This is a genomic window from Cellulomonas sp. H30R-01, from assembly GCF_010119915.1.
GTDB lineage: Bacteria > Actinomycetota > Actinomycetes > Actinomycetales > Cellulomonadaceae > Cellulomonas > Cellulomonas algicola.
The window spans coordinates 3,716,043-3,741,730 of the sequence record NZ_CP048210.1 but is presented as its reverse complement, the minus strand read 5'-3'; the positions used below and the strand labels follow the sequence as shown (position 1 = coordinate 3,741,730).

The window sequence follows — 25,688 nt, the reverse complement described above, 5'->3', positions numbered from 1 at the left end:
ACGGTGGATGAAAGAGTCCTCACGAACCGCTGACCGGCCCTGACGCTGTGCACGGCATGTGGATGCGAGAAAGGTTGGACGAGATTTCATCTGACGGACATCACACGTCCGCCGTCGACCGGCAGATTCTGTCCCTCGCCGTCCCGGCGCTCGGTGCGCTCGTCGCGGAGCCGCTCTTCGTCCTCGTCGACTCCGCGGTCGTCGGCCACCTGGGGACGGCGTCCCTCGCCGGTCTCGCACTGGCGTCGACCGTGCTCGTCACGGTGGTCGGCCTGTGCGTCTTCCTCGCGTATGCCACCACGGCGGCCGTCGCGCGACGGCTCGGTGCGGGCGACCGCGGCGGTGCGCTGCAGGTCGGCGTCGACGGCATGTGGCTCGCGCTGGGCCTCGGCGTCGCGCTCGGCGCGCTCACGTGGCTGACGGCCCCCTGGGTGATCGGCGCGCTCGGCGCGACCGGCGACACCGCGCACCAGGCCGTCGTCTACCTGCGCTGGTCCGCCCCCGGCCTGCCGGGCATGCTCCTGGTGCTCGCGTCGACGGGTGCGCTCCGCGGCCTCCAGGACACGCGCACACCGCTCGTCGTCGCCACCGCCGGCGCCGTCGTGAACGCGGTCCTCAACGTGGTCCTCGTCTACGGCGCGCACCTCGGGATCGCGGGGTCCGGGTTCGGCACCGCGCTCACCCAGCTCGCCATGGGCGCCGTCCTCGGGGGCGTCGTCGTCCGCGGCGCCCGAGCCGCCGGCACGCGCCTGAACCCGCACGCGGCCGGCCTGTGGGCGAACGCCCGCGCCGGCGCACCGCTGCTGGTCCGGACGGTCACGCTGCGCGCCGCGATCCTGCTGACCGTCTGGGTCGCGACCGCGCTCGGCGCGACCGCCCTCGCCGCGCACCAGGTCGTCAACGCCGTCTGGGGGCTCGCCGCGTTCGCCCTCGACGCCCTCGCGATCGCCGCGCAGGCCCTCGTCGGTCACGCCCTCGGCGCCGCCGACGTCCCCCGCACCCGCGCGCTCCTGCGCCGCACGCTGCAGTGGGGCGTCGGCGCGGGCGCCGTCCTCGGGCTGGTTCTCGGCGGCGCGTCCTGGCTCTACGTCCGGGCCTTCACGACGGACCCCGACGTGCAGCGCGCCGCCGTCGTGGCCCTCGTCATCGCGGCCGTCACCATGCCGATGGCCGGGTGGGTGTTCGTGCTCGACGGCGTCCTGATCGGCGCGGGCGACGGGCGGTTCCTCGCCTGGGCGGGCGTCCTCACGCTCGTCGCCTACGTCCCGGTGGCACTGGCCGTGCGCGCGTGGGCGCCCGAGGGCGTCGCCGGGCTCGCGTGGCTGTGGGCCGCGTTCGCCGGCGTGTTCATGCTCGCCAGGGCCCTCACGACCGGATGGCGCGCCCGCGGCACCGCGTGGATGGTGACGGGCGCCTAGGCCCACGACGCGCCGCGCGTCAGGCGCCTGTCGACTCCTCCGCGTACCGGGAGGCGAACGCGCCCGGCGTCATGCCCGTGACGCGGCGGAAGTCGCGGGACAGGTGCGGCTCGTCGGCGTACCCGAGCCGCGCGGCGACCTCGGCGACCGTCGTCCCGCCCGCGCGCAGCAGGCCCGCCGCCTCGTGCAGCCGACGCCGCTGCACCAGCCACTTCGGCGACAGCCCCAGCCGTCGCCGCGTCAGCCGCTGCAACGACCGCTCCGTCATGCCGAACCGGTCGCACAGCTGGGCGACGCGCAGCAGCTCGGGATCGTGCTCGACGGCGTCGACGATCGCGTTGACCTGCCGACCCTCGTCGTCCACGGGCAGCCACCGCCGGAGGAAGTCCCCGACCAGATCCGTGGCCGCGCGCTGCCGCGACTCGTCCGCCGGGTCGGGCGTCATCTCCGCGCGCACGCGCGCGACCAGCGCCTCCGCGTCGGCCGGAGCGGTCGTCGTCGCCAGCGCCGGCGCGAGGTCACCGTGCCGACCGGTCCACGTCGCGACCGTCCCACCGGTCAGCAGCGCGCCCGCGGCCGGCTGGAGCAGCACGCCCACCGCCCACCCGCTGCCGGTGAGCGTCGTCGTCGAGAGCCCGGGCGCGACGCCGTAGAAACGCGCGTACGCGTCCGCGACCACGATCAGGCAGACGGGGTACTGCAGCACCTGCTGCACGGCCGACCCACCCCCGGGCACGTCCCACGTCGGCACCCAGTACCGCCGCACGAGGTCCGCGAGGTCGGGCTCGGGCGCCCACCGTCCGATGCGGAACGACCGGTCCGCCGGGTCGACGAGATGCGCACGCTCGACCTCGTCGACGGCCGCGCCGCCGACCGCACGAGCCGGAGGCCGTTCAGCACCGCCCGCCGCGCTGTCGGGTTTCATCAAGCCACCCCTCCCCTCGCCGCCTAGCGTCGCAGCCATGACCGACAACCCGACCCTGCAGACGTACGCCCGCCACGCCGACGGCATGCAGGCGACCCTCGACGCGATCGCCCCGTCGTCCTGGGACGCCCCCTCCGCCTGCGCGGGGTGGACGGGACGCGACGTCGTCGCCCACCTCGTCGACACCCAGCGCGACTTCCTCACGACGCACGGCGCCGACCTCGGACCGCGCCCCGACCTGGCCGACCCGGCCGCCGCGTGGCGCACCCACGCCGCTGAGGTCCGCGCCGTGCTCGCCCGACCGGGCTTCGTCGAGCGCGAGTACGACAGCCTCGGGTCCACGACGACGGTCGGCGCGACGCTGGACATGTTCTACGGGTTCGACATGATCGCCCACCGCTGGGACGTCACCGCCGCCGACGGCCGCGCCTACGCGTTCGACGACGCCGACCTCGACGTGATCGAGGGCATGGTCGCGGCGATGGGCGACATGCTCTACTCGAGCGGCGTGTGCGGGCCGGCCGTCGAGGTCGCCCCCGACGCGGACCGGCAGACGCGGGCTCTCGCGGCGCTCGGTCGGCGGGCGACGGTCGCCGTCTGAGCTCCTGATCCGACGGTCACCGACGGACCTCCCCTCCAGCCCGCTCGTGCCTGTCCGCTCAGGGCAGACACCGCACCGTCCCTGCGGTCGGCGACCCGGGTCTAGCGTGGCGGACAGGCGCGACGACGACGGGAGCCCCCATGACGCACGAGCTGACGGCCCGACCGCACCGGGTCGCGCACCCCTCGGCCGGCGGTGCCGGGCCGAACGGCCACGTCGTCGAGCACCGGGTCGAGCCCCTGCTCCGGCGGCTCGTCGGCGCGATCCTCCGCGAGCGTCGCGAGGACCAGGGCCGCACGCTGCGCGACGTGGCCGTCGACGCCCGCGTCTCGGTCGCCTACCTGTCGGAGATCGAGCGCGGTCGGAAGGAGGCGTCGTCCGAGGTCCTCGTCGCGGTGTGCCGCGCCCTGGGGATGCGGCTCGTGGACCTCGTCGGCGCGGCGCACGCGGAGCTCGCGCGCGCGGAGGGCCGCGTCGTCGTCGACCTGGCCGACCCCCGGCGATCCTCGCGCTACCCGGAGGCCGCGGACGCGACGCGGCCCGTCGTCGTGGACCTGCACGCCCGCACCTCAGGCCCGGGACGCGGCACCACGACGACCGACGCCGTCCTCCTGGCGGCCTGAGCCCGCGACGGGCCCGGCACCACCCGGCTCCGTCGCCTCCGATCACCCGCCGCACACCGGGCCGCGCGCCGAGGGTGGGTGTCGTGCGCCGACCGCGCCAGATCGCGCTCGCCTGCGTGCCCGCGACGGCAGCCGGGCGTGCGGCCGGGTCCCCTGACGGCCCCGACCGCACGCGCGGTCACGCGGCGGGCAGCGCGGCCGGCACCTCCTTGAGGGTCGTGACGACCCGGTCCGCGAGCCCGTACTCGACGGCCTGCTCGGCGGTGAGGATGAGGTCGCGGTCGGTGTCCCGGCGCAGCCGCTCGACGGGTTGACCCGTGTGCCGGGACAGGATCTGCTCGACCTGCGCGCGTTGCCGCTGGATCTCGGCGGCCTGGATCTCCAGGTCGGCGGCGGTCCCCTCGGCTCCCCCGGACGGCTGGTGCAGCAGCACGCGCGCGTGCTCGAGGACGTGCCGCTGCCCGGGCGTCCCGGCGGCGAGCAGCACCGCGGCCGCGGAGGCCGCCTGCCCGAGGCAGAACGTCGCGACGGGCGGCCGGACGTACTGCATGGTGTCGTACACCGCCAGCAGCGCCGTGAGGGACCCGCCCGGCGAGTTCACGTAGACGTGGATGGGCAGCTCGGCGCTGTCCGACTGCAGGTGCAGCAGCTGTGCGATGACGACGTTCGCGACACCGTCGTCGATCTCGGTGCCGAGGAAGACGATCCGGTCGGACAGCAGCCGCGAGAACACGTCGGACGCGCGCTCCCCCGTCGGCCGCTGCTCCACGACGTACGGGATCGTGTACTGGCCGGCCATCAGAGCCCCGCCTTCCGCAGCGCACCGTCGGGGCGCACGTCGTCGAGGTGCTCGACGACCTTGTCGACGAACCCGTACTCGAGCGCCTCGGCCGCGGTGAACCACCGGTCGCGGTCGGAGTCACGCTCGATGGTCTCGACGGTCTGGCCGGTGTGCTCGGCGATGAGGCCCTGCATGGTGCGCTTCACGTGCGCCATGTTCTGCGCCTGGATCGCGATGTCGACGGCGGTCCCGCCGATCCCGCCCGACGGCTGGTGCATGAGCACGCGGGCGTGCCGCAGCGCGAACCGCTTGCCGGGCGTCCCGGCGCTGAGCAGGAACTGCGCCGCCGACGCGGCGAGCCCCATCGCGAGGGTCGCGACGTCGTTCGGGATGAGCCGCATGGTGTCGTACATCGCGAGCGCCGCGCTGACCGAGCCGCCGGGCGAGTTGATGTAGAGCGCGATGTCGCGGCGCGGGTCCTCCGCGGACAGCAGGAGCAGCTGCGCGCAGACCCGGTTGGCGACGGCGTCGTCGACCTCCCGCCCCAGCACGACGATGCGCTGGTGCAGGAGCCGGGTCGCGAGGTCGTCGTCGAACGGGCGGGTCGGCGGGGCCGCCGTGCGGGCGGTGGTCGGGACGGTGTCGGTCACGGTGAGGTCCTCTCGGGCGGCGGGACGATGCGCTCGACGCTGCCACCGCGACCGCCCGCGTCGGCCCCACGTCTGCCGTGGGCGGATCCGCGCAGGGCAGACGCTCGTGCGGACGACCGCCGCGCTCCCCGTCGCCCTCCCCTGCCCACGCTCGTACGACGCTCGCCGACACCGAAGACCCACCCGCGCCGGTGCCCGCACCTGCGCACCCGCCCACCCGCTCGACGCTCGCTCACCGCTGACCGGACGCGTGCGAGTGACACGTCCGTACCCACCGCGTGCAAGTGATTATGACTCGCACGGTGTGCTCAGCCCGACGCGCGTCGGGGCACCCGGACGGGCCGTCGCCGCAGTTCAGAGCCGCTCGCTCCGGAATGCGCACCACCGCACAGTCGCTCGTCTCGCAGATCCGGTGGCCCAAACCGGCCCCGGACGAGGTGCGCTTGTCATAGTTTGTGGCCTGCCACGTGGCCGACGGCGCCCGCCGGAGCCACAGATCGGAGATGCTCCGCATGCCGCACACCACCCGCATCGGCTCCTTCGCCGCAGCCCTCGCGCTCGTCGTCGCCGCGATCGTCGTGCCGGCGGGCTCCGCCACCGCGACCAGCGGTCGGATCTGCACCACCGCCTGGGGGACGCTGTCGAGCACGGAGGTCAAGGTGCCGGCCAACGGCGGCCCCTACGTGCCGATCGGCGGCCACTACACCGACTGCTACATGAAGGCGGGCGCCAACATCACGGGACAGGGCGTCAAGGCGCTGCAGCAGTCGCTGCGCATCTGCTACGGCCAGACGTCGGTCGCGATCGACAGCTCGTTCGGCCCGGCGACCGCCGCCGGGCTGCGCACCGTGCAGGCGAGCCTCGGCATCTCGGCCGACGGCATGTACGGCAACCAGTCCCGCGACAGCCTGCGGTTCTTCATGGGCTACTTCGGACCGGTCGCGAACTGCGCCAAGCAGCCGTACTACCCGAACAACGACATCAACGACGGCCAGAACTGACGTCCGGCGACCCGGCACGCGCCGCCCGCCGACCCCCGACCCTGAAGGAGTTCTCCCGCATGCCGAAGCTGTCTCGCGCGCGCTCCCTGCTCGTCGTCGCGGCCCTCGCCGTGGTCGCCGTCGTCGGCCCCGCGGGTCCCAGCTCCGCCACGTCCAACGACCCGTGCAACTCGACGTTCGGCCTCGCGGGGTTCGACAACCACCGCGTGCCCTCGAGGAACAACCCCTACATCCCCGAGGGCGGGCACATGACCGACTGCCGGATGTACAAGAACATGGGGTACAGCCCGGGCGTCCTGCTGCTGCAGCGGTCGCTCGTCATCTGCTACGGCCAGAACATCAGCGCCGACGGCTACTACGGCGACAAGACGATAGCCGCCCTGAAGAACGTCCAGGCGCAGCTCGGCATCCAGGTCGACGGCCTGTACGGCAACGAGACGCGTGACCACATCAACTTCTTCCGGGGCTACTTCGGCCCCGTGGCCTACTGCGCCGGCGACCCGTACTTCCCCCAGCACGACGTGATGCACTACTGAGGCACGCACGACGAAGCCCCCGGACCGTCGGGTCCGGGGGCTTCGTCGTGCGGGAGCGGGTGTCAGCCGGCGACGACCTTGACGGTCACCTTGGCGGCGACGTCCGCGTGCAGGCGGACGGACACCTTGTACTCACCGGTCGCCTTGATCGGCTGGCCGATCTCGACCTTGCGCTTGTCGATCGCCGGGGCGCCCGACGCCTTGACCGCGTCCGCGATCTCGGCGGTCGTGACGGCACCGAACAGGCGACCCGAGTCGCCCGCCTTGGCGGTGATGACGACGGCCTTCGACTCGAGCGAGTCGCGGACGGCCTTCGCGTCGTCGAGCGTCGCGATCTCACGGGCCTTGCGGGCCTTGCGGATCGCGGTGACGTCCTTCTCGGCACCCTTGGTCCACGGCGTGGCCAGGTTGCGCGGGATGAGGTAGTTGCGGGCGTACCCGTCCTTCACCTCGACGACGTCGCCGGGGGCACCGAGACCGGTGACCTCGTGGGTCAGGATGATCTTCGCCATGTCAGGTCTCCTTTCTCAGCGGGCCGACGACGAGTACGGCAGCAGGGCCATCTCGCGGGCGTTCTTGACGGCACGCGCGATCGCGCGCTGCTCCTGCACGGACACGCCCGTCACGCGACGCGCGCGGATCTTCCCGCGGTCGGAGATGAACTTCCGCAGCAGGGCGGTGTCCTTGTAGTCGACCGTCTCGATCTTGGCGGCCTTGAGGGGGTTCTGCTTCTTCTTGGGCTTGCGAACAACGGCCTTGGCCATCGTGGTGCTCCTTCGTTCGGAGCCCCGGGCTTTGCCGGACCCGGGGATGGGATGTCTGGGGGTTGGGGACCCGCCGGTCAGAACGGGGGCTCGTCGGAGTAGCCGCCGCCACCGGAACCACCCGCGGGCGTCGCCCACGGGTCGTCCTGCTGGCCGCCGCCGCCACCGCCGCCGTAGCCACCGCCGCCACCGGAGTAGCCGCCGCCACCGCCGCCGCCACCGCTGAAGCCGCCGCCACCCGAACGCTGGGTCCGGGTGACCTTGGCCGTGGCGTAGCGGAGCGAGGGGCCGACCTCGTCGACCTGCAGCTCGTACACGGTGCGCTTCTCGCCCTCACGGGTCTCGTAGGAGCGCTGCACGAGCCGGCCGGTGACGATGACGCGGGTGCCCTTGGTGAGCGACTCGGCGACCGACTCGGCCGCCTCCCGCCAGATCGAGCAGCGGAGGAACAGCGTGTCGCCGTCCTTCCACTCGTTGCTCTGGCGGTCGAACGTGCGCGGCGTCGACGCGACGGTGAAGTTCGCCACCGCCGCACCCGACGGGGTGAAGCGGAGCTCGGGATCCCCCGTGAGGTTCCCGATCACCGTGATGGTGGTCTCACCAGCCATGCCAGCTCCTCGCTCGTTCGATCAGTCGGAAACGGCCCTGGGGACCGCACGTCGGTTCCGCACGGTACGCGCGGCGACCGACACTCACGCGTCGGCGCGCAGCACCTTGGTCCGCAGGACGACCTCGTTGAGGCCGAGCTGGCGGTCGAGCTCCTTGGCGGTCGCGGGCTCCGCGGTGAAGTCGACGACGGCGTAGATGCCCTCGGACTTCTTCTTGATGTCGTACGCGAGGCGACGACGGCCCCAGATGTCCACCTTGTCGACGGTGCCACCGTCGGTCTTGACGACCGACAGGTACTTGTCGAGCGACGGGGCGACGGTGCGCTCCTCGATCTCGGGGTCGAGGATGATCATGATCTCGTACTGACGCAGGCTCATACCCACCTCCTCTGGTCTCAGCGGTCACGGTCGTTCCGTGACAGGAGGGTTCTGTGCGTCGCTGCGCGTGCTCGACGGGCCGATCTGCGGCCGCCGGGCACAGGCACAGCAAGGGCCAAGCCTACCGGCCCGCCGCCGACCGCCGAAATCGCGGGTCGACGACGGGCCGGCAGGCCCGGACGTGCGGGAGCGGCGTCAGCCGCCGTTGCCTCCACCCCCGCCGTTGTTGCCGCCCGCGTTGGCGGGCTGCGTCGGCTGGGGCGTGGGCTGCTGGGTCGGCGGTGGCTGCGTCGCCTGCGGCTTCGGTCCGGTCGAGACGACGATCGTCACCGTGCTGCCGACGGGCACCTGACCACCGCGGGGGTCGGCGCGGATCACGCGGCCGGTCGTGACGGTGTCGGACGACTCCTTCTGGACGACCACGACGAGACCCAGCGCGTCGATGGTCGCCGTCGCGTCCGCCTCGAGCTTGCCCTCGACGTTCGGCACGTCGACGACCTGCGGCTCCGCCGGCGCCTCCGTCGGCGCCTCCGTCGGCGTGGCCTCCACCGTCGGCGTCGCGGTCGGCTTCTTGCCGACGTTGGCGCGCGGCGGGAACTGCTTGACCTCGGAGTACGGCGGGAGCGTGAACGCCTGCTTCATGTAGGACTGCCACACGAAGGCGGGCCACGTGCTTCCGGTCACGTGCTTGACGCCGCCGAAGCCCGTGATGGACTCGTCGGACTGGTCCTCGGCCTTCTGCGAGATCGCCACGGCCGTCGCGAGGTCGGGGGTGAAGCCGACGAACCACGCCGCCTTGTTGTCGTTCGTGGTGCCGGTCTTCCCGGCGATCGGGCGTCCCAGTGGCTTGATCCACGTGCGGCCGGAGCCCTGCTGCACGACCTGCTCCATCGCGTACGTCGCGTCCGCCATGACGTCGGCCTGGAAGACGCGCTCACCCTCGCTGGGCGCCTGGTACGCGGTGGTCCCGTCCGGGTTCGTGACCGTCGCGACCACGTGGACGGGGAACTTCACGCCCTGGTTCGCGAACGTCGCGTACGCGCCGGCCAGGTCGACGGGGTGGATCGCGTCCGTGCCGAGCACGTTCGAGAGGTTCTGCGGGTTGACGCCCGGGACGCCCGCACGCGTCGCCACGTCCGCGGTCTTGTCCGGCCCGACCTGGATGTTCAGCTGCGCGAAGACGGTGTTGACAGACTTCGCCGTGGCCGTGACCAGGTCGATGTTGCCGAAGTTCTCGTTGTCGAAGTTGCCGACCGGCTTCGTGCCACCTTCCCACTCCGGGAACTTCTGCCCCGAGCGGCCGTTGTAGGTCGTGTTCAGCGAGATGCCGTTCTCGAGCGCCGCGACGAGCGTGAACGGCTTGAACGTCGAGGCGCCCTGCACGTTCTCGTAGGTGGCGTGGTTGCGCTGGTCGAGCTCGTTGTTCGGGCCGCCGTAGAGCGCGACGATCCCGCCCGTCTGCGGGTCGACCGACGTGATCGAGTACTTGGTCCGCTCGGCCGGCACCGCGCCGTCCTGCCCCTCGAGCGTGCCCGCCCGGAAGCCGTCGGCCGTCGCGACCGCCATGTCCTGCAGCGGCTTGCGGATCGTCGTCACGACGCTCATGCCGGCGCGGTTGATGTCGTCCTCGGACATTTTGAGCGGCGCACCGCCGAGCTCCTTCTTGACCATCTGCAGGAGCAGGCCGTTCGGGCCCATCTTCGACTGCGACGGCTGCTCGGGGATCAGCGTGTCGGACGGGAAGACGAGCGCCGCGCGCTCGGCCGCCGGCAGCGCGCCGATGTCGACCATGTTGTCGAGCACGTAGTTCCAGCGGGCCTCCGCCTTCTCGGGGCTGACCGCCGGGTCCCAGTTGTTGGGCGACGGGATGATGCCCGCGAGCACCGCGGCCTCGGACACGCTGAGGTCCTTCGCGCCCTTGCCGAAGTACGACTGGGCGGCGGCCTCGATGCCGTACGAGTCACGGCCGAAGTAGATGGTGTTGAGGTAGCGCTCGAGGATCTTGCTCTTGTCCTCGGTCCGCGCGAGCTTGATCGCGAGCAGCGCCTCGCGCGCCTTGCCGACGTAGTCGGTCGTCGTCGAGAAGTAGTACCGCTCGACGTACTGCTGCGTCAGCGTCGAGCCACCCTGCGTCTTGCCGCCGCGGACGTTGTTGACGAACGCGCGCGCCATGCCGACGGGGTCGACGCCGGAGTTCGTCTCGAACGTCTTGTCCTCCGCGGCGATGACCGCCTTGCCGACGTACTCGGGGAGGGTCGCGAGCTCGACGATCGTGCGCTTCTGGACCGCGAACGTGCCCATGACCTCGCCGTGCGGCTGGTCGGCGCTCTCGGGGGCGAAGTAGACGGTCGTCGTCTGGGCCGTGTTGTCGGCGTTGGGGTCCGGGATCGTCACGCTGCTGTACGCCGCGACCGCGCCGCCGAGCATGAGGAACACGAGGGTCACGAACGACCCGAGCACGAAGCGCCACGACGGGAGCCAGCGGTGCAGGCCCGTGTAGCCCGAGCGCGGGTAGTCGAAGAACTTCCGCTTGCGGGGTTCGACGCCCACGGCGCCCGTGGTCGAGGCGGCGGCGCTGGACGCCGGACGGGTGCGCGTACCGCGCCGCGACCGTGCGGGCGCGGCGCGCCGGTTCGTGCCTGCCAAGGCGGTGCCTTCCTGACGACGACTGGTCCGCGGGACGTCGTCCCGGAAGGCCAGGGGGTCGGCCGGATCCGGACGCACGTCTACCGCGGAGCCCAGTATGGGGGCACGCGCTGTGTCCGCCCAGGGATGGGAGGGCCCTCCCGGCGGACCCTTCACACGATCGGCACGGGGTGCCCCGCGCTCCCCCGCGTCGGGCTCTTCCTGTGTGGCCTGGGTCACGACGCCGCAGGTGACGCCGCGTCCTGACGCGCCACCGAAGGCGTCCCGACGCGCCTCGAGCGGCGCCGTGGCGCGCACGACTTGTCCGGAGGCATCGCGTCGACATACTCTCCGGATGTATCGAGTTGATACATCGACGGACACCCGCCTCGACGAAGCGGTCCGGACGTCGTCCTGCTCGTCCGGTGCGCCTCACGCGCCCCGGACCGTACCAAGCCCTGGGGAGGTAGCGCCGTGCGTGGTCGTTCCGACGTGCTCGAGCCCGCCATCCTCGGGCTCCTCCACGAGTCCCCCATGCACGGGTACGAGCTGCGCAAGCGGCTCAACCTCGTGCTCGGGTCGTTCCGCGCGCTGTCCTACGGCTCGCTGTACCCCTGCCTCAAGTCGCTCGTCGACCGCGGCTGGATCGTCGGCACCGAGTCCGCCCCCGGCGCCGCCCACGGCGTCGGCAGCAAGCGCGCGCGGATCGTCTACCAGCTCACGGCCGACGGCAAGGAGCACCTCCAGCAGGTGCTCGCGTCGTCCGGGCCGTCCGCCTGGGAGGACGAGAACTTCGACGTCCGGTTCGCGTTCTTCGCGCAGACCGACGCCGAGACCAGGCTCCGGATCCTCGAGGGCAGGCGCACCCGCCTGACCGAACGGCTCGAGACGGTCCGACAGTCCTTCGCCCGCACCCGCGAGCGCATGGACGAGTACACGCTCGAGCTCCAGCGGCACGGCCTCGAACAGGTCGAGCGAGAGGTCCGCTGGCTCGACGGGCTCATCGACAACGAGCGCGGCCACCGTCGCGCGCGTACCGCAGGCACCGGCCGCCCGGCCGGAGCCGACACCACCGCTGTGCCGTCCGACTCCGTCGACACGGCGAACACCACCGAGAAGGAGCGAGGATGACCTCCATCCGCGTCGCCATCGTCGGCGTCGGCAACTGCGCCGCGTCGCTGGTCCAGGGCGTGCACTACTACGCCGACGCCGACCCGAACGGCACCGTGCCGGGTCTCATGCACGTGCAGTTCGGTGACTACCACGTGCGTGACATCGAGTTCGTCGCGGCCTTCGACGTCGACGCGAAGAAGGTCGGCTTCGACCTGTCCGAGGCGATCGTCGCCTCCGAGAACAACACCATCAAGATCGCCGACGTCCCGCCGCTCGGTGTGACCGTCCAGCGCGGTCACACGCTCGACGGCCTGGGCAAGTACTACTCGCAGACCATCGAGGAGTCCGACGCGGAGCCGGTCGACATCGTCGCCGCCCTGCGCGAGGCCCGCGTCGACGTCCTCATCTGCTACCTGCCCGTCGGGTCGGAGGCCGCCGCGAAGTTCTACGCGCAGGCCGCGATCGACGCGAACGTCGCGTTCGTCAACGCCCTCCCCGTCTTCATCGCGTCCGACCCCGAGTGGGCCGCGAAGTTCGAGGCCGCCGGCGTCCCGATCGTCGGCGACGACATCAAGTCGCAGGTCGGCGCGACCATCACGCACCGCGTCCTCGCGAAGCTGTTCGAGGACCGCGGCGTCGTGCTGGACCGCACCTACCAGCTGAACGTCGGCGGCAACATGGACTTCAAGAACATGCTCGAGCGCGAGCGCCTGGAGTCCAAGAAGGTCTCGAAGACGCAGGCCGTCACCTCCAACCTCACCGGCCCGCTCGGTGGCAAGAAGGAGGACCGCAACGTCCACATCGGCCCGTCGGACTACGTCGCGTGGCTCGACGACCGCAAGTGGGCGTACGTCCGCCTCGAGGGTCGTGCGTTCGGCGAGGTGCCCCTGAACCTCGAGTACAAGCTCGAGGTCTGGGACTCCCCGAACTCGGCCGGCATCATCATCGACGCCCTGCGCGCCGCAAAGATCGCCAAGGACCGCGGCGTCGGTGGCCCGATCCTGTCCGCGTCGACGTACTTCATGAAGTCGCCGCCGGTGCAGATGGAGGACACGCAGGGCCGCGCCCAGCTCGAGTCCTTCATCCGCGGTGAGGTCGAGCGCTGACCTGAGTCGCAGCGTAGGTCGAGAGGGTCGGTGCGTCAGCACCGGCCCTCTCGGCCGTAGCGGAGCGCAAGGCCAGCGCGACAGCAGATACGAGCGCGATCCGTCTGGTGTGGAAGGTGTGTCGCGCCAGACGCAACGCACCTTCCACGCCACGGGCGCGTGGCGTGGGCGGACGCCGCGCGCGCCGGTGAGCGCCGAGCGTCGTCCACAGGGTGCCCACGCCGTCGCGGGAGCGTCGGCATGCTGACGGCATGGTCATCCGCGCCTCGCGTACCCCGGCACGAGCCGGTCGGCCGTCACACCCGGCGCCGCCGTCGGCGCGACTGGCAACGCCGGTCCGGCTCCCCGGCGAGGTCGACGCGGCCTCGCACGCGACTCTCGCACGCGACGACCTCGTCGCGACGGCCGCGGACCTGGCCCGCTGGGGCGTGAGCCGCTCGGTGATGAGCCGCCGGGTCGCCTCCGGCGAGTGGACCCGCGCGTTCCCCGGGGTCCTCGTCGTCCACCCCGGACCCCTGACGTGGCGGCAGCAGGCTCGCGCCGCCCTCGTGTACGCGGGCCCCGGTGCGGCGCTGTCCCACCGGTCGGCCGCCTTCGTGCACAAGATCCTGCCGGAGCCCGGCCGGACGCTCCACGTGAGCATCCCGGCCGGCCGCCGGGTGGCGTCGCAGCCGGGGCTGGTCGTGCACCGGCGGCGCTCCATGCCGTTCGCGTCGGGCCGGCTGCGGGCCGTCGTCACGAGGTCACTGTTCTCGACCTCGTCGAGGGCCTCGCGACCGCCGACGACGTGGTGGGTCTGGTCTGCGAGGTCGTCCGCGCCGGCGTGCGCCCGGGCGTCGTGCTGCTGCACGCGGAGGAGCGTCGTGCGTTGCGGCACCGTGCGCTGCTCGTCGGGATGCTCGGGACGGATGGGCTGCTCGACCAGGGCGTCGAGTCGCCGCTCGAGCACCGATACCTGCGGGACGTCGAGCGGGCGCACGGCCTGCCGTCCGCGACGGCGCAGCGGCGGGATCGGGTGGGTGGCCGGTGGATCCGGGCGGACCGCGTGCACGTCGCGCTCGGGGTGCGCGTCGAGCTCGACGGGCAGCTCGCGCATCCGCACGGTCGCACCGACGACGACGTGTGGCGCGACAACGCCGTCGCCGTCGAACGCTCGGAGCTGACGCTCCGGTACCGGTGGCGACACGTCGTCGCGCAGCCGTGCCGGACGGCGGCTCAGGTCGCGGCCGCGCTCACGGCGCGCGGCTGGCAGGGGCACCCCCGCCGCTGCGGACGCGACTGCACAGTGGCGCCATGACCCGCGCGACGGCCACGCTGCACCCTCGTGTGGAACGTCTGTCGCGTCTGGCGCGACGCACCTTCCACGCGAAGCCGACCCCGTCCAGGCGCTCGACCGCGAGCAACGCGGTCGACGTGGACGCGACGCATCCGCCCGGGAGCTACTTCGTGCCGCCTGTGGCGACGAGCCAGACGGCGAACGCGACGACGGCGGCGACGAGGACGAGCACCGCGACGGCGACGCCGAGGCGTGCGGTGCGGTTGCCGCCGACGGGGACGGCCGCGCCGTCGGGACCGGTGACTGCGGGAGCGGCGACGCGGGCCGCGACGGAGACGAGGGCCGGGATGCCGACGCCGAAGACGAGGCTGAGGCCGAGGACGGTGAGGACGGTGACGATCACGGGGTGCTCCTGGGCGCTCAGACGACGACGGGCGTCGGGGCGGGCGGGACGACGTCGTCGCTCGCGGACCTGGCGGACGCAGGAGCGGCGGACCCGGACCCGGCACCGGCACCCGCGGGCACCGGCGCACCGGAGGTCGCGGCACCGTCCCAGTCGGCGGTGACGTTGTGCGCGTCGACGGCCGCGCGGCGCGACAGCCACCAGATGACCGCGCAGACGGCCGCGACGACGCCGAGGACGACGGGGATGCCGGCGTCGCCGTCGACGACGTGCTCGAGGCCGACGGCGAGCGCGCCGAACGCGGCCGCGGCGGGCAGCGTGACGAGCCAGGCGACGCCCATGCGCCCGGCGACGGCCCAGCGGACCTTCTCGCGGCGCCCGACGCCGGAGCCGAGGATCGAGCCGGTCGCGACCTGCGTGGTCGACAGCGGGAAACCGAAGGCGCTGGACACGAGGATGACGGACGCGGACGACGTGTCGGACGCCATGCCCTGCGGCACCTGGATGTCGGTGAGGCCCTTGCCGAGCGTGCGGATGACGCGCCACCCGCCGAGCGCGGTGCCGGCGGCCATCGCGAGGGCGCACGACACGACGACCCACATCGGCACGTCGGACCCGGCGGGCACCGCTCCCCCGGCGACGAGCGCGAGCAGGATGATGCCCATGCTCTTCTGCGCGTCGTTGGTGCCGTGCGCGAGCGACACCATCGACGCCGACGCCATCTGACCCCAGCGGAGCTGCTTGTCACGCGCGTCGACGGGGACGCGGCGGGTGATGCGGTAGACGAGCGCGGTCGACAGGGCGGCGACGGTGCCCGCGATGACGGGGGCGAGGAGCGCGGGGACGACGACCTTCTGGACGAGGCCCGACCACACGACGCCGCCCGTGCCGACGGCAGCGAGCGTGGCGCCGACGAGCGCGCCGACGAGCGCGTGCGACGACGACGACGGCAGCCCGAGGTACCAGGTGACGACGTTCCACACGATGGCGCCCGCGAGCGCGCCGACGACCAGGGGGAGCGTCACGACGCCCTGGTCGACGATGCCCTTGGCGATGGTCGCGGCGACCGCGAGCGAGAGGAACGCGCCGACCATGTTGAGCGCGGCCGACAGGAGCACGGCGACGCGGGGCTTGAGCGCCCCGGTGGCGATGGACGCGGCCATCGCGTTGCCGGTGTCGTGGAAGCCGTTGGTGAAGTCGAACGCGAGGGCTGCCGCGACGACGAGCGCGAGGATGAGGGTCCCGTCCACGGTGTAGAGCGTGCAGGGTCGCGAGGGGTGCTCGGGGCGGAAATGGTCCCAGTTCACCGAGCGTTCATCTTCGGCGGCCTGAAGTTCATGCGTTTCGGTGGCGGCTGTGGTGGATGTCACCTCGGCGCACGCCCTCGACGGGGGCGCGCGGTGCCCCGGGCGACCGGAGGGGACGCACGCGCGACGCCGCCCAGGGCCCGTTGTCCGGCGCGGGTGCGAGGATGGCGGCGTGCAGGTGATCGCCGACCTCCGGGCGCTGTGGCCGCTCGAGGGCTTCCGCAGGCTGTTCGCCGTGCGCCTCGTCAGCCAGACCGCCGACGGCATGTTCCAGGTCGGTCTGGCGACGCTGTTCTTCTTCTCCCCCGAGAACGCGAGCACGGCGACGGGCGTCGCGGCGGCCTTCGCCGTGCTCCTGCTGCCGTTCACGATCGTCGGCCCGTGGGCGGGCGTGCTGCTCGACCGGTGGCGCCGCCGGCAGGTGCTGCTCTACGGCAACCTGGTGCGCGTCGTCCTCACGGTGACGATCGCGGTGCTCATGGCGACCGACGGCGTCTCCCCGGCGGTGTACGTCCTGGCGCTGGTGAACCTGTCGATCAACCGCTTCCTGCTGTCCGCGCTGTCCGCGTCGCTCCCGCGGGTCGTCGACGGCCCTCTGCTGCTCACCGCGAACTCGTTGACGCCCACGCTGGGCGCGGCGGCCGCGGGCGTCGGCGGGGGCGTCGGTCTGGTGCTCGGGCTGGTGCTCCCCGCGGGCCGCGTGAAGGACGCCGCCGCGCTCGCCCTGGCCGCCGCCGTCATGGGCACCGCCGCCGCGCTCGCGACGCGGCTGGGCCGCGACCAGCTCGGTCCGGTCGAGCGGGCCGACGCCACGGAGCTGCGCCACGCGCTCGGCACGCTCGCGCGCGGGCTCGTCGCGGGTGCGCGGCACCTCGTCGAACGTCGGACGCCCGCCTACGCGCTGGGCATCATGGCGACGCACCGGTTCCTGTACGGCGTCACCTTCATCGCGAGCATCCTCATCTCGCGGAACCTGCTGTCGGACCCCGCCGACGCGGGCGCCGGCCTCACGACGTTCGCCACCGTGCTGGGTGCCTCCGCCGTCGGCTTCGCGCTCGCCGTCGTCCTCACGCCCGTGCTGTCGCCGCGCACCGGCCCGCACACCTGGATCGTGCTGTGCCTCGGGCTCGCGGCGCTGAGCCAGGGCCTGCTCGCGGTGACCGTCGCGCGCCCTGCCGTGCTCGTGGGCGCGGCCGCGCTGGGGCTCGCCGCGCAGGGCGCGAAGATCGCGGTCGACACGATCGTCCAGCGGGACACCGACGACGCGTTCCGCGGACGGGCGTTCGCGCTCTACGACGTCCTCTACAACGCCGCCTTCGTGGGTGCCGCCGCGCTCGGCGCGGTGACGCTGCCGGACACCGGCTGGTCGCGCGGTCTGTTCGTCGTCCTCGCCGTCGGGTACGTTGCGGGCGCTCTGCTCTACGGCGCCGCGACGACGCGCGTCGTCGGCCGCACCGGCCGGACGGACGACCCCGCACCGGGTCCCGGCCGCCCGTCCGCCGCTCCGACGTCCCGGGAGGTGACGGGCTCATGATCGACCTGACCCCCGAGGAGGCCCTGCGCCTCGCGCTCATCGACGGCGAGGTCGCGGCGTGCATCAGCGACCCGACGCAGCCCGACGACCCGCTGATCTGGGTCAACCCCGCGTTCGAGCAGCTGACCGGGCACCCCGCGTCCGAGGTGCTGGGGCGCAACTGCCGGTTCCTGCAGGGCACGGGCACCGACCCGGCCGCGCTCGGCGAGCTCCGCACCGCGATCGACGAGGGCCGGACGGCCGGGGCGCTGCTCCTCAACTACCGGCGCGACGGCACCCCGTTCTGGAACCAGCTCGTCATCATGCCGGTCCACGACAGCACGGGTGCCGTGGTGCGGCGCGTCGCCGTGCAGACCGACGTCACGGCACGCGTCGAGGCCGAGCAGGGGGGACTCGGCGACGACCGGTCCGCGGCTCGCCTCGACCTGCTCGCCCGCGTGAGCGACGAGCTCGCGCTGCACCTCGACTACAACGACGCGGTCGACGCGCTGGCCGACGTGGCGATCCCGCCGCTCGCGACCTGGGGCTTCGTCGCGGTCACCGACGAGCGTGGCCGGTTCGAGCACGTGCACGTCGTCGCGGGCAGCGCGGCGGACGTCGCGCTCGCCGACAGCCTGGGCGCGCAGGACGTGAGCTGGCTCCAGCGCTCGCCGCGCACCCTGGAGGCCCTCGCGAGCCCGCCCGGCTACGTGGCGGAGCCGTTCCCCGTCGACGTCGGCTCGCTCCCCGCCCGGACGACCGCCGCCCAGCTCGCGCTCCTGCAGCGCCTCGGGCTCGGCAGCGCGATGGTCGTGCCGCTGCGCGCCCGCGAGCGCGTCCTCGGCGTGCTGTGCCTGGTGCACGAGAAGACCGACGGCTTCACGCCCGACACCGTCCTCACCGCCGCGCACCTCGGCCGGCGCGCGGGTCTCGCGCTCGAGAACGTGCGGCTCTTCCTCGCGCAGCGCAGCGCGGCCCTCACGCTCCAGCACAGCCTCCTGCCGGAGATCCCGCGCGTGCCCGGGCTCGACGTCGCCGCGTCGTACCTGCCGTCGAGCCGTCTCGCGGAGGTCGGCGGCGACTGGTTCGACGTGCTGCCCCTCGCGGGCGGGACCGTCGGCCTCGCGGTCGGCGACGTCGTCGGGCACGACCTGCGCGCCGCCGCGGCGATGGGTCAGCTGCGGTCGCTGCTGCGGTCGTACGCGTGGGAGGGCTCCGCACCGGGTGCGGTGCTCGACCGGATCGACGGCGTCGTGCGCGGGCTCGACCTCGCGGACATCGCGACGTGCGTGTACGCGCGCTGGACGACCGACGGCGCGGGCGACGTGCGGCTCGACTACGCGCGCGCCGGGCACCCGCCGCCGATGCTCCGGCTGCCGGGCGGCCGGGTGCAGCGGCTCGACGGCTCGCTGCGCACGCCCGTCGGGCTGCCCGGCCTGCCGTCGGTGCCCGACGCGAGCGTCGAGGTGCCGGAGGGCGCGACGCTCGTCCTCTACACCGACGGCCTCGTCGAGCGGCGCGACCGGGCGCTGGCCGACGGGCTCGCCGCGCTCGAGTCGGCCCTCGCCGCCGTCCCCGACGGCACCGACGCGGCCGGGGTCCGCGATGCGCTCGTCGGCGCGCTCGTCGGGGCGCAGCAGGAGGACGACGTGTGCCTCCTCGTCGTGCGCCGCGCCTGACGCGACGCCGCAGCGCGGTCCGGTGAGGCCGTCCGCCGCCGCCACGGGCGCACGGTCCGCGCACCGAGCAGCAGGCCGCGGTCGGCGTCAGCCCGCCGTGCGGGCCCCCCACCACGCGAGCAGCTCCGCGCGTGCCGTGTCCTCGCCGAGCGGACCCCGGTCCATGCGCAGCTCCAGCAGGTGCTTGTACGCGGCGCCGACGTCACGGCCCGGGCCGATGCCGAGGATCTCCATGATCTGCGTGCCGTCCAGGTCCGGGCGGATCGACGCGAGCTCCTCCTGCTCGCGCAGCGTCGCGATGCGCTGCTCCAGGTCGTCGTAGGCCGCGGACAAGCGAGCCGCCTTGCGCTGGTTGCGCGTCGTGCAGTCGGACCGGGTCAGCCGGTGCAGGCGCTCGAGCAGCGGGCCGGCGTCGGTCACGTACCGGCGGACCGCGGAGTCGGTCCACCCGCCCTCGCCGTACCCGTGGAAGCGCAGGTGCAGCTCGGTGAGACGCGCGACGGCCTGCACGGTCGCCTTGTCGAACCGCAGCTCCTTGAGGCGCTTCGCGACCATCTTCGCGCCCACCACCTCGTGGTGGTGGAAGCTCACCCCGCCGCCCTGCTCGAAGCGGCGCGTGCGCGGCTTGCCGATGTCGTGCAGGAGCGCCGCGAGCCGCAGCACCAGGTCCGGCCCCGGGACGGCGCCGTCGGGGCCGGTCTCGAGCGCGATCGCCTTGTCGAGCACCGTGAGGGAGTGCTCGTAGACGTCCTTGTGCCGGTGGTGCTCGTCGATCTCCAGGCGCAGCGCGGACAGCTCGGGCAGCACGTGGTCCGCGAGCCCCGTCTCGACCAGCACCTCGAGACCCGCGCGCGGCTGCGCGGACAGCAGCAGCTTCGACAGCTCGTCGCGGACCCGCTCGGCCGACACGATCGTGAGCCGCTCGGCCATGTCGGTGACGGCCGCGAGCGCAGCCGGGTCGACCGCGAACCCGAGCTGGGCCGCGAACCGCGCGGCGCGGAGCATCCGCAGCGGGTCGTCGTCGAACGACTGCCGCGGGTCGACCGGGGTGCGCAGCACTCCGCGCGCGAGGTCCGCGAGACCGTCGAACGGGTCGACGAACGTGAGGTCCGGCAGGCGCACCGCCATCGCGTTGACGGTGAAGTCGCGGCGCGACAGGTCGCCCTCGAGCGAGTCGCCGAAGACGACCTCGGGCTTGCGCGACGACGGGTCGTACGCGTCGGTGCGGTACGTCGTGACCTCGACGACCACGTCGCGGGTGCTGCCCCGGCGGCCGCCCGGCATGCGGCGCGCGCCGATCGTGCCGAACTCGCGGCCGATGTCCCAGTGCGCGTCACCCCACCGCGCGAGGATCGCCTCGGTCTCGTCCGGCGTCGCCGACGTCGTGAAGTCGAGGTCCGCGCTCAGCCGGCCGAGGAACGCGTCCCGGACCGGGCCGCCGACCAGCGCGAGCTCGTGGCCTGCCGCCCGGAACAGCTCACCGAGCTCGATCGCGTCGCCCGACAGCCCGGCGAGCACGCCGAGCGCACGGCGGCGCAGCGCCGCGAGGGCGGCGGAGGGGTCGGTGGTGCTCACGCCGGTCGCGGCGCCGGTCGGGTCCAGGGAGGGCACTCGTCCAAGCCTGCCAGACGCGGTCGTGGTCGTGCGGCACGCAGCCGGGCGGCCGCCGCGGAACCGGACGCTCCCGGCGAGTCGTTACAGTGGCCGCATGTCGAGCCCGGCGCAGCCCTCCGTGCCCGGGGGTGTGCCCGCGCCGCCCGGTGGGCACGCGCTGCGGATCGACCCCCGGCACGCCGTGGTGCGGCCGGCCCCGACCCCCCTGCCCGTCGTCGACGAGACGTCCGCGGGCGGGATCGTCGTCCAGCAGCGCGACGGCGTCTACCAGGCCGCGGTCATCGCGCGCCGCAACCGCGCCGGCCGGCTCGAGTGGTGCCTGCCCAAGGGCCACCTCGAAGGCACCGAGACACCCGAGCAGGCCGCGGTCCGCGAGATCGCCGAGGAGACGGGCATCACCGGGCAGGTGCTGCGGCGGCTCGGCGTCATCGACTACTGGTTCTCGGGCGACGACCGCCGCGTGCACAAGGTCGTCCACCACTTCCTGCTCGGCGCCGTCGGCGGCACCCTCACGGTCGAGGGCGACCCGGACGGCGAGGCCGAGGACGCGGCGTGGGTCGCCGTGACCGACCTGCACGACCGGCTCGCGTACCCGAACGAACGGCGTCTCGCCGAGGCGGCCCTCGTCGTGCTCGTCGGCGAGGCATGAGCGCGGCCCTGCGCCGCGGCCAGGTCCACCGCGCGGCCGTCGTCCTGCTCGTCGCCGCGCTCGCCGTGCTGTGCCTCGGGACGCTCGCGGTCGTGCCGCCCGCAGGGGCGACCAGCACCCCCTCCCCCAGCCCGACCGCCACCTGGCCCGTGTCCGTGCAGGTCACGCGCGTGACACCCGAGGTGCTGCGGCCGGGCGAGGACCTGACGGTCACCGCGACCATCCGCAACGACGGCGCCGAGGCCGTCGCCTCGCCGTCCGCCGTCCTGCGGATCAGCCGCGTCCGTCCGCACACCCGCGCCGACCTCGAGGCGTGGGTGTCCGGCGGGCTGTCGTCCCGCAGCACCGACGCCGTCGCCGGGATCGAGGGCCCGCTCGAGCCCGGGGCGAGCGTCCAGGTCGAGCTCACCGTGCCGGCCGCGGACATCCGGCTCGCCGACGGCGCCGACGTGTGGGGACCGCGCGGTCTCACGGTCGACGCCCGCGCCGGCAGCCGCGTCGTCGGGCAGCAGCGCACGTTCCTGCTGTGGCTCCCGTCCGACGACGTCCCCGCGACCGACGTCTCCGTCGCCGTCCCCGTCGTCGGGCCGCCCCTCGCCCCCGCCCTTCCCGGCACCGACGCCGGGGCCGACCAGCCGGCCGGCGGCGCCGCGACCGACGGTGCCACCGGCCCGGAGACCGACACGGGCGACGCCGACGCCGTCCCGAGCCCGTCGAGCAGCCCTGCGGCTGCCGTCAGCCCGCCCGACCCGTCGTCCGTCGCGCGGCTCGAGGAGGCGACCGCGACCGGCGAGCGCCTCGCCCAGCTCGCGCGCCTCCTCGGCGAGGCCCCCGCGGTCAGCGCCGTCGTCGACCCGGCGCTCCTCGCGCAGTCGGCCCTCGCGGGACCGCGCGCCCGGCAGTGGTCGCACCAGGTGACGCAGGTGCTCGCGGAGCGCGACGTGCTGTCCCTGCCCTGGTCCGACCCCGACGTCGCCGCCGTCGCGCACGGCGGCCGCCCCGACCTCGCCGCCGCGGCCGGAGCCGCCGCACGCAGCTGGGCCGAGCAGAGCGGGACCGGCGACGTCCCCGTCGTGCTGTGGGGCACCGGCACCCGGACCCCGGACGAGGCGACGATCGGCCTCGCCACGAACGCGGGTGCCGCCGCGTTCGTCCTGCCCACCCGCGACCCCGACGACGACGAGGACGCCACCGCGGCCCGCACGCAGGTCCGCACGGCCGGCACGACGGTCGCCGCGCTCGCGCCCGACGCCGTGCTCACGCACCTGCTCACCGACCCGCGCAGCGTCGAGCCCGACGCGTCGCCCGCGACGGCCGTGCAGCGCACCCTCGCCGAGCTCGCGGTCGCGACCCGGCAGGAGTCCGACCCGCCCGACGTGCTCCTCGCCCCCGACCGCGAGTGGATCCCCGACGTCGCCTACACGACCACGCTCCTGCGCGCCCTCGAGGACGCACCCTGGGTCCGGCTGCGGCCCGTGTCGTCGCTGCTCGACGGCATGGCCCAGACCCGCACGTCGGCGTCCGACTCGGCGTCCGACGCCGCGGAGATGCCGCCCGCGCAGGTGCAGGTCCTGGCCGCGGCCCGCGAGCGCACCCTCGCGTTCGCCGAGGTCACGTCCGAGCCCGAGGCGCTGCTGACCGGCGTCGACCAGGAGGTGCTGGCCCCGCTGTCCGTCGCGTGGCGTGCCGACCGCACCGGACGCGACGCGCTCGTCGCCGCCGTGGTCGCGGACCTCGACGCGCGCACCAGCGGGCTGACGATCGTCCAGCCGCCGACCGCGAACATCTTCGGGTCGTCGACCGACGCCCGGATGACCGTCCGCAACGCGCTCGCGGTGCCCGTGACCGTGCAGCTCGTCGTCGCCCCGGGCAAGCCGTGCCTCGAGGCGCAGCCCGTCGAGCCGGTCGAGGTCGACGCGCGCGACGAGCGCAGCGTCGTCGTCCGGTTCGTCGCGCACGCCAACTGCGAGGTCCGCGTGCTCGCGCACCTCGAGACCGTCGACGGCGCCCCCGTGTCCGCACCCGTCGAGTTCAGCGCCCGCGTGCAGCCGACCATCGAGGACGTCGGCACGGTCGTCGTCGGTGTGCTGCTGCTCGTCGGCCTCGTCCTCGGCATCGTGCGCACGGTGCGCCGCGGCCAGAGCGCACGGCGCGGCGCCCGCCTCGAGACCGAGTCGGACGCGCCCACCGCGCTCGGCGTGCTCGGCGGTGTCGCGGACACCGGCGGTGCCGCGGACGACGGCGGCGGCGACGGTGGCGGCGGGCACGGCCGCGACGGCCGGGACGCCCCGCCCGTCGGGACGCCACCCGCACCACCCCGACGAGAGGACCCCTCATGACCGGCCCCGGCAGCATCGGACGCGGCGCGGCGCTCATGGCGTCGGGCACCGCCGTGTCCCGGGCCACCGGGCTGCTGCGGATGATGGTGCTGATCGCCGCGATCGGCGTCACCGGCGAGGCCGCCGACGCGTTCTCCGTCGCGAACAAGCTGCCCAACATCCTGTTCATGCTGCTCGCCGGCGGCGTCCTCAACGCCGTCCTCGTGCCGCAGGTCGTGCGCGCCTACAAGCGTGACGCCGGCCAGGAGTACGTCGACCGCCTGCTGACCCTCGGGTTCGTCGTCCTCGCCGTCGCGACCGTCGTCCTCACGTTCGCCGCCCCGCTCCTCGTGCACCTCTACGCCGACGCGGCACCCGACCAGATGGCGCTCGCGACGACGTTCGCGTACTGGTGCATCCCGCAGCTGTTCTTCTACGGCGTGTACGCGCTGCTCGGGCAGGTGCTCAACGCGCGCGGCTCGTTCGGCCCCTACATGTGGGCGCCCGTCGTCAACAACCTCGTCGCGATCGGCGGCTTCGTCGCGTTCGTCGTCGTGTTCGGCAGCCCCGAGACGAGCGGCGTCTCGGCCGCGTCGTCGTGGACCACCGGTCAGGTCGCGCTCCTCGCGGGCATCTCGACGCTCGGCGTCGTCACCCAGGCCGTCGTGCTCGTGCCCTCGCTGCGTCGCGCGGGTGTCCGCTACCGGTTCCGCTGGGGCCTGCGCGGCTCGGGCCTCGGCCGTGCCGGCCAGGTCGCGACGTGGACGCTCGCCGGGCTCGGCATCGGCCTGCTCGGGAACCTCGTCGTGTCGCGCATCGTCTCCCGTGCCCCCAGCGAGGCCGAGGCCACGACCGTCGCGTCGAACAACGCCTACGACGTCGCGTTCAGCATCTTCATGCTGCCGCACTCGCTCGTGACCGTGTCGCTCGCGACCGCCCTGTTCACGCGGCTGTCCGGGCAGGCGCACGACCAGGACGTCGACGGCGTGCGGTCGACCTTCTCCTACGGCGTCCGCGTCGTCGGGCTGTTCACGGTCGCCGCCGCCGGGCTCCTGCTGGTCCTCGCCCGGCCGGTCACCGACATCATCGCGGTCAACGCGCCCGCTGACGCCGTCGACGCCACCACGCGCGTCGTGCAGGCGATGGTCGTCGGCCTGCCCGCGTTCGGTGCGTGGTCGATGGCGCAGCGCGTCTACTACGCGTACGAGGACGCGCGCGGCATGGTGCCCATCCAGGTCGCGATGGCCGCGGTCGTGGTCGTCGGCACGCTGCTCGGCATGGTCCTCGCGCCGCCGTCGTGGTGGACCGCGTCCGCGGGCCTCGCGATGAGCGTGTCCTATGCCGTCGGCGCCGTCGCGGCGATCTGGCACCTGCGGCGCCGGCTCGGCCGCGTCGACGGCGGGCGGATCGTGCGCGTGCACGTGCGTGCGCTCGTCGCCGTCCTCCCCGCGGCGCTCGTCGCGTGGCTCGCGACGCGCGTCCTGTCCCTCGGGCTCCCCGACGGCCTGCTCGGGTCCGTCGTCGTGTGCGTCGTCGCCGGTGGGCTGGGCGGTGTCGCGTACGTCGGCGCGCTGCGCCTGCTGCGGGTCGAGGAGCTCGACGGGCTGCTGCGGCCCGTCCTCGCGCGGCTCCGGCCCGGCCGGGGCTGACGGACCCGCGGGTCGACGCCGAACGGTCCGTTCGCGCGGGCCGCGATCCGTCGGTGCGCGAGCGAGCCGTCCACAGCCCGCGTCGCTCGACCGCCGTCCCCAGGCCGCCCCACGTCGCCCGACCCGTCCCCACCTGTCCTGGTCCGTCCGG

At 73.9% G+C, this 25,688-nt stretch carries 24 protein-coding genes; 13 read left to right on the top strand and 11 right to left on the bottom strand.

All coding sequences use genetic code 11. The features are described from left to right. Positions 1 to 56 precede the first annotated feature (56 nt). Entirely contained in the window at positions 57 to 1,418 is a 1,362-nt protein-coding gene (locus GXP71_RS16730) for an MATE family efflux transporter (RefSeq protein ID WP_162353569.1), read from the top strand. A 19-nt stretch (positions 1,419 to 1,437) separates the two neighbouring features. Here GXP71_RS16730 and GXP71_RS16725 read toward each other — a convergent pair whose 3' ends face one another. Beyond that, positions 1,438 to 2,343 carry an AraC family transcriptional regulator gene (locus tag GXP71_RS16725; protein WP_162353568.1) on the bottom strand — a complete coding sequence of 302 codons (906 nt, stop codon included), beginning with the start codon at positions 2,341 to 2,343 and terminating at the stop codon, positions 1,438 to 1,440. Between the two features lie 37 nt (positions 2,344 to 2,380). Between GXP71_RS16725 and GXP71_RS16720 the strand changes: the two genes are divergently transcribed. Together GXP71_RS16720 and GXP71_RS16715 are read left to right on the top strand one after the other, a co-directional pair. Further along, positions 2,381 to 2,944: a TIGR03086 family metal-binding protein gene (locus GXP71_RS16720; protein ID WP_162353567.1), complete on the top strand. Its 564-nt coding sequence runs from the start codon at positions 2,381 to 2,383 to the stop codon at positions 2,942 to 2,944. Between the two features lie 140 nt (positions 2,945 to 3,084). Further along, complete coding sequence (locus GXP71_RS16715) at positions 3,085 to 3,567, top strand: helix-turn-helix domain-containing protein (protein ID WP_162353566.1); 483 nt, start codon at positions 3,085 to 3,087, stop codon at positions 3,565 to 3,567. Between the two features lie 178 nt (positions 3,568 to 3,745). Here the strand turns inward: GXP71_RS16715 and GXP71_RS16710 are convergent, their stop codons facing one another. Both GXP71_RS16710 and GXP71_RS16705 read right to left on the bottom strand, forming a co-directional pair. Continuing rightward, on the bottom strand, positions 3,746 to 4,366 hold the full coding sequence (locus GXP71_RS16710; protein WP_162353565.1) for a ClpP family protease: 621 nt from the start codon (positions 4,364 to 4,366) through the stop codon (positions 3,746 to 3,748). Further along, the gene (locus GXP71_RS16705) at positions 4,366 to 4,998 is read right to left on the bottom strand and encodes a ClpP family protease (protein WP_162353564.1); all 633 of its coding nucleotides are present in this window, start codon (positions 4,996 to 4,998) and stop codon (positions 4,366 to 4,368) included. Before GXP71_RS16705 ends, GXP71_RS16710 begins: the two co-directional genes overlap by 1 nt. 512 nt (positions 4,999 to 5,510) lie before the next feature. Between GXP71_RS16705 and GXP71_RS16700 the strand changes: the two genes are divergently transcribed. Continuing rightward, positions 5,511 to 5,999, top strand: coding sequence for a peptidoglycan-binding protein (locus GXP71_RS16700; RefSeq protein WP_162353563.1), 489 nt, complete (start codon positions 5,511 to 5,513; stop codon positions 5,997 to 5,999). Between the two features lie 59 nt (positions 6,000 to 6,058). Then, complete coding sequence (locus GXP71_RS16695) at positions 6,059 to 6,535, top strand: peptidoglycan-binding domain-containing protein (protein ID WP_162353562.1); 477 nt, start codon at positions 6,059 to 6,061, stop codon at positions 6,533 to 6,535. Positions 6,536 to 6,597: 62 nt separating this feature from the next. Here the strand turns inward: GXP71_RS16695 and rplI are convergent, their stop codons facing one another. The 5 genes from rplI to GXP71_RS16670 form a co-directional block, all read right to left on the bottom strand. After that, entirely contained in the window at positions 6,598 to 7,047 is a 450-nt protein-coding gene (gene rplI, locus GXP71_RS16690) for a 50S ribosomal protein L9 (RefSeq protein ID WP_124343318.1), read from the bottom strand. A 15-nt stretch (positions 7,048 to 7,062) separates the two neighbouring features. Next, positions 7,063 to 7,299, bottom strand: a complete 237-nt coding sequence (rpsR, locus tag GXP71_RS16685; RefSeq protein WP_124343319.1) for a 30S ribosomal protein S18 — start codon at positions 7,297 to 7,299, stop codon at positions 7,063 to 7,065. Positions 7,300 to 7,376: 77 nt separating this feature from the next. Then, a complete protein-coding gene (locus GXP71_RS16680; protein WP_162353561.1) occupies positions 7,377 to 7,907 on the bottom strand; it encodes a single-stranded DNA-binding protein in 531 nt (176 codons plus the stop codon). An 84-nt stretch (positions 7,908 to 7,991) separates the two neighbouring features. Beyond that, positions 7,992 to 8,285 (bottom strand): 30S ribosomal protein S6, encoded by a 294-nt coding sequence (rpsF, locus tag GXP71_RS16675; protein ID WP_013772912.1) that lies wholly within the window; start codon positions 8,283 to 8,285, stop codon positions 7,992 to 7,994. Positions 8,286 to 8,480: 195 nt separating this feature from the next. Continuing rightward, positions 8,481 to 10,835: a transglycosylase domain-containing protein gene (locus GXP71_RS16670; RefSeq protein WP_238402468.1), complete on the bottom strand. Its 2,355-nt coding sequence runs from the start codon at positions 10,833 to 10,835 to the stop codon at positions 8,481 to 8,483. Positions 10,836 to 11,384: 549 nt separating this feature from the next. Between GXP71_RS16670 and GXP71_RS16665 the strand changes: the two genes are divergently transcribed. The 3 genes from GXP71_RS16665 to GXP71_RS16655 all read left to right on the top strand — a co-directional run bounded on the left by GXP71_RS16665 (position 11,385) and on the right by GXP71_RS16655 (position 14,426). Then, positions 11,385 to 12,041, top strand: coding sequence for a PadR family transcriptional regulator (locus tag GXP71_RS16665; protein WP_162353559.1), 657 nt, complete (start codon positions 11,385 to 11,387; stop codon positions 12,039 to 12,041). Then, positions 12,038 to 13,129, top strand: coding sequence for an inositol-3-phosphate synthase (locus GXP71_RS16660; protein WP_162353558.1), 1,092 nt, complete (start codon positions 12,038 to 12,040; stop codon positions 13,127 to 13,129). The genes GXP71_RS16665 and GXP71_RS16660 overlap by 4 nt, the downstream gene beginning before the upstream one ends. 787 nt (positions 13,130 to 13,916) lie before the next feature. Next, on the top strand, positions 13,917 to 14,426 hold the full coding sequence (locus GXP71_RS16655) for a hypothetical protein (protein WP_162353557.1): 510 nt from the start codon (positions 13,917 to 13,919) through the stop codon (positions 14,424 to 14,426). A 142-nt stretch (positions 14,427 to 14,568) separates the two neighbouring features. On the opposite strand, the gene GXP71_RS16650 is transcribed toward GXP71_RS16655, so the two are convergent. Continuing rightward, positions 14,569 to 14,808, bottom strand: coding sequence for a hypothetical protein (locus tag GXP71_RS16650; RefSeq protein WP_162353556.1), 240 nt, complete (start codon positions 14,806 to 14,808; stop codon positions 14,569 to 14,571). 17 nt (positions 14,809 to 14,825) lie between these two features. Next, the gene (locus GXP71_RS16645) at positions 14,826 to 16,058 is read right to left on the bottom strand and encodes an inorganic phosphate transporter (protein WP_162353555.1); all 1,233 of its coding nucleotides are present in this window, start codon (positions 16,056 to 16,058) and stop codon (positions 14,826 to 14,828) included. Between the two features lie 229 nt (positions 16,059 to 16,287). Between GXP71_RS16645 and GXP71_RS16640 the strand changes: the two genes are divergently transcribed. Both GXP71_RS16640 and GXP71_RS16635 read left to right on the top strand, forming a co-directional pair. Beyond that, positions 16,288 to 17,649 carry an MFS transporter gene (locus GXP71_RS16640; RefSeq protein WP_162353554.1) on the top strand — a complete coding sequence of 454 codons (1,362 nt, stop codon included), beginning with the start codon at positions 16,288 to 16,290 and terminating at the stop codon, positions 17,647 to 17,649. Further along, positions 17,646 to 19,307, top strand: a complete 1,662-nt coding sequence (locus tag GXP71_RS16635) for a SpoIIE family protein phosphatase (RefSeq protein ID WP_162353553.1) — start codon at positions 17,646 to 17,648, stop codon at positions 19,305 to 19,307. The genes GXP71_RS16640 and GXP71_RS16635 overlap by 4 nt, the downstream gene beginning before the upstream one ends. A gap of 87 nt (positions 19,308 to 19,394) precedes the next feature. On the opposite strand, the gene GXP71_RS16630 is transcribed toward GXP71_RS16635, so the two are convergent. Then, positions 19,395 to 20,918, bottom strand: a complete 1,524-nt coding sequence (locus GXP71_RS16630) for a CCA tRNA nucleotidyltransferase (protein ID WP_162353552.1) — start codon at positions 20,916 to 20,918, stop codon at positions 19,395 to 19,397. Between the two features lie 97 nt (positions 20,919 to 21,015). On the opposite strand from GXP71_RS16630, the gene GXP71_RS16625 reads away from it, so the two are divergent. Genes GXP71_RS16625 through murJ form a run of 3 tightly spaced genes read left to right on the top strand, consistent with a single transcriptional unit; the run spans position 21,016 to position 25,537 of the window. Next, on the top strand, positions 21,016 to 21,570 hold the full coding sequence (locus tag GXP71_RS16625) for an NUDIX hydrolase (protein ID WP_124344210.1): 555 nt from the start codon (positions 21,016 to 21,018) through the stop codon (positions 21,568 to 21,570). Further along, on the top strand, positions 21,567 to 23,909 hold the full coding sequence (locus GXP71_RS16620; protein WP_162353551.1) for a DUF6049 family protein: 2,343 nt from the start codon (positions 21,567 to 21,569) through the stop codon (positions 23,907 to 23,909). Before GXP71_RS16625 ends, GXP71_RS16620 begins: the two co-directional genes overlap by 4 nt. Then, positions 23,906 to 25,537: a murein biosynthesis integral membrane protein MurJ gene (murJ, locus tag GXP71_RS16615; RefSeq protein ID WP_162353550.1), complete on the top strand. Its 1,632-nt coding sequence runs from the start codon at positions 23,906 to 23,908 to the stop codon at positions 25,535 to 25,537. The genes GXP71_RS16620 and murJ overlap by 4 nt, the downstream gene beginning before the upstream one ends. Positions 25,538 to 25,688 lie beyond the last annotated feature (151 nt).

Coding starts and splice junctions, on each gene's coding strand:
- GXP71_RS16730 (WP_162353569.1), top strand. CDS start 57: ATGTGGATGCGAGAAAGGTTGGACGAGATTTCATCTGACGGACATCAC.
- GXP71_RS16725 (WP_162353568.1), bottom strand. CDS start 2,343: ATGAAACCCGACAGCGCGGCGGGCGGTGCTGAACGGCCTCCGGCTCGT.
- GXP71_RS16720 (WP_162353567.1), top strand. CDS start 2,381: ATGACCGACAACCCGACCCTGCAGACGTACGCCCGCCACGCCGACGGC.
- GXP71_RS16715 (WP_162353566.1), top strand. CDS start 3,085: ATGACGCACGAGCTGACGGCCCGACCGCACCGGGTCGCGCACCCCTCG.
- GXP71_RS16710 (WP_162353565.1), bottom strand. CDS start 4,366: ATGGCCGGCCAGTACACGATCCCGTACGTCGTGGAGCAGCGGCCGACG.
- GXP71_RS16700 (WP_162353563.1), top strand. CDS start 5,511: ATGCCGCACACCACCCGCATCGGCTCCTTCGCCGCAGCCCTCGCGCTC.
- GXP71_RS16695 (WP_162353562.1), top strand. CDS start 6,059: ATGCCGAAGCTGTCTCGCGCGCGCTCCCTGCTCGTCGTCGCGGCCCTC.
- rplI (WP_124343318.1), bottom strand. CDS start 7,047: ATGGCGAAGATCATCCTGACCCACGAGGTCACCGGTCTCGGTGCCCCC.
- rpsR (WP_124343319.1), bottom strand. CDS start 7,299: ATGGCCAAGGCCGTTGTTCGCAAGCCCAAGAAGAAGCAGAACCCCCTC.
- GXP71_RS16680 (WP_162353561.1), bottom strand. CDS start 7,907: ATGGCTGGTGAGACCACCATCACGGTGATCGGGAACCTCACGGGGGAT.
- rpsF (WP_013772912.1), bottom strand. CDS start 8,285: ATGAGCCTGCGTCAGTACGAGATCATGATCATCCTCGACCCCGAGATC.
- GXP71_RS16660 (WP_162353558.1), top strand. CDS start 12,038: ATGACCTCCATCCGCGTCGCCATCGTCGGCGTCGGCAACTGCGCCGCG.
- GXP71_RS16635 (WP_162353553.1), top strand. CDS start 17,646: ATGATCGACCTGACCCCCGAGGAGGCCCTGCGCCTCGCGCTCATCGAC.
- GXP71_RS16625 (WP_124344210.1), top strand. CDS start 21,016: ATGTCGAGCCCGGCGCAGCCCTCCGTGCCCGGGGGTGTGCCCGCGCCG.
- GXP71_RS16620 (WP_162353551.1), top strand. CDS start 21,567: ATGAGCGCGGCCCTGCGCCGCGGCCAGGTCCACCGCGCGGCCGTCGTC.
- murJ (WP_162353550.1), top strand. CDS start 23,906: ATGACCGGCCCCGGCAGCATCGGACGCGGCGCGGCGCTCATGGCGTCG.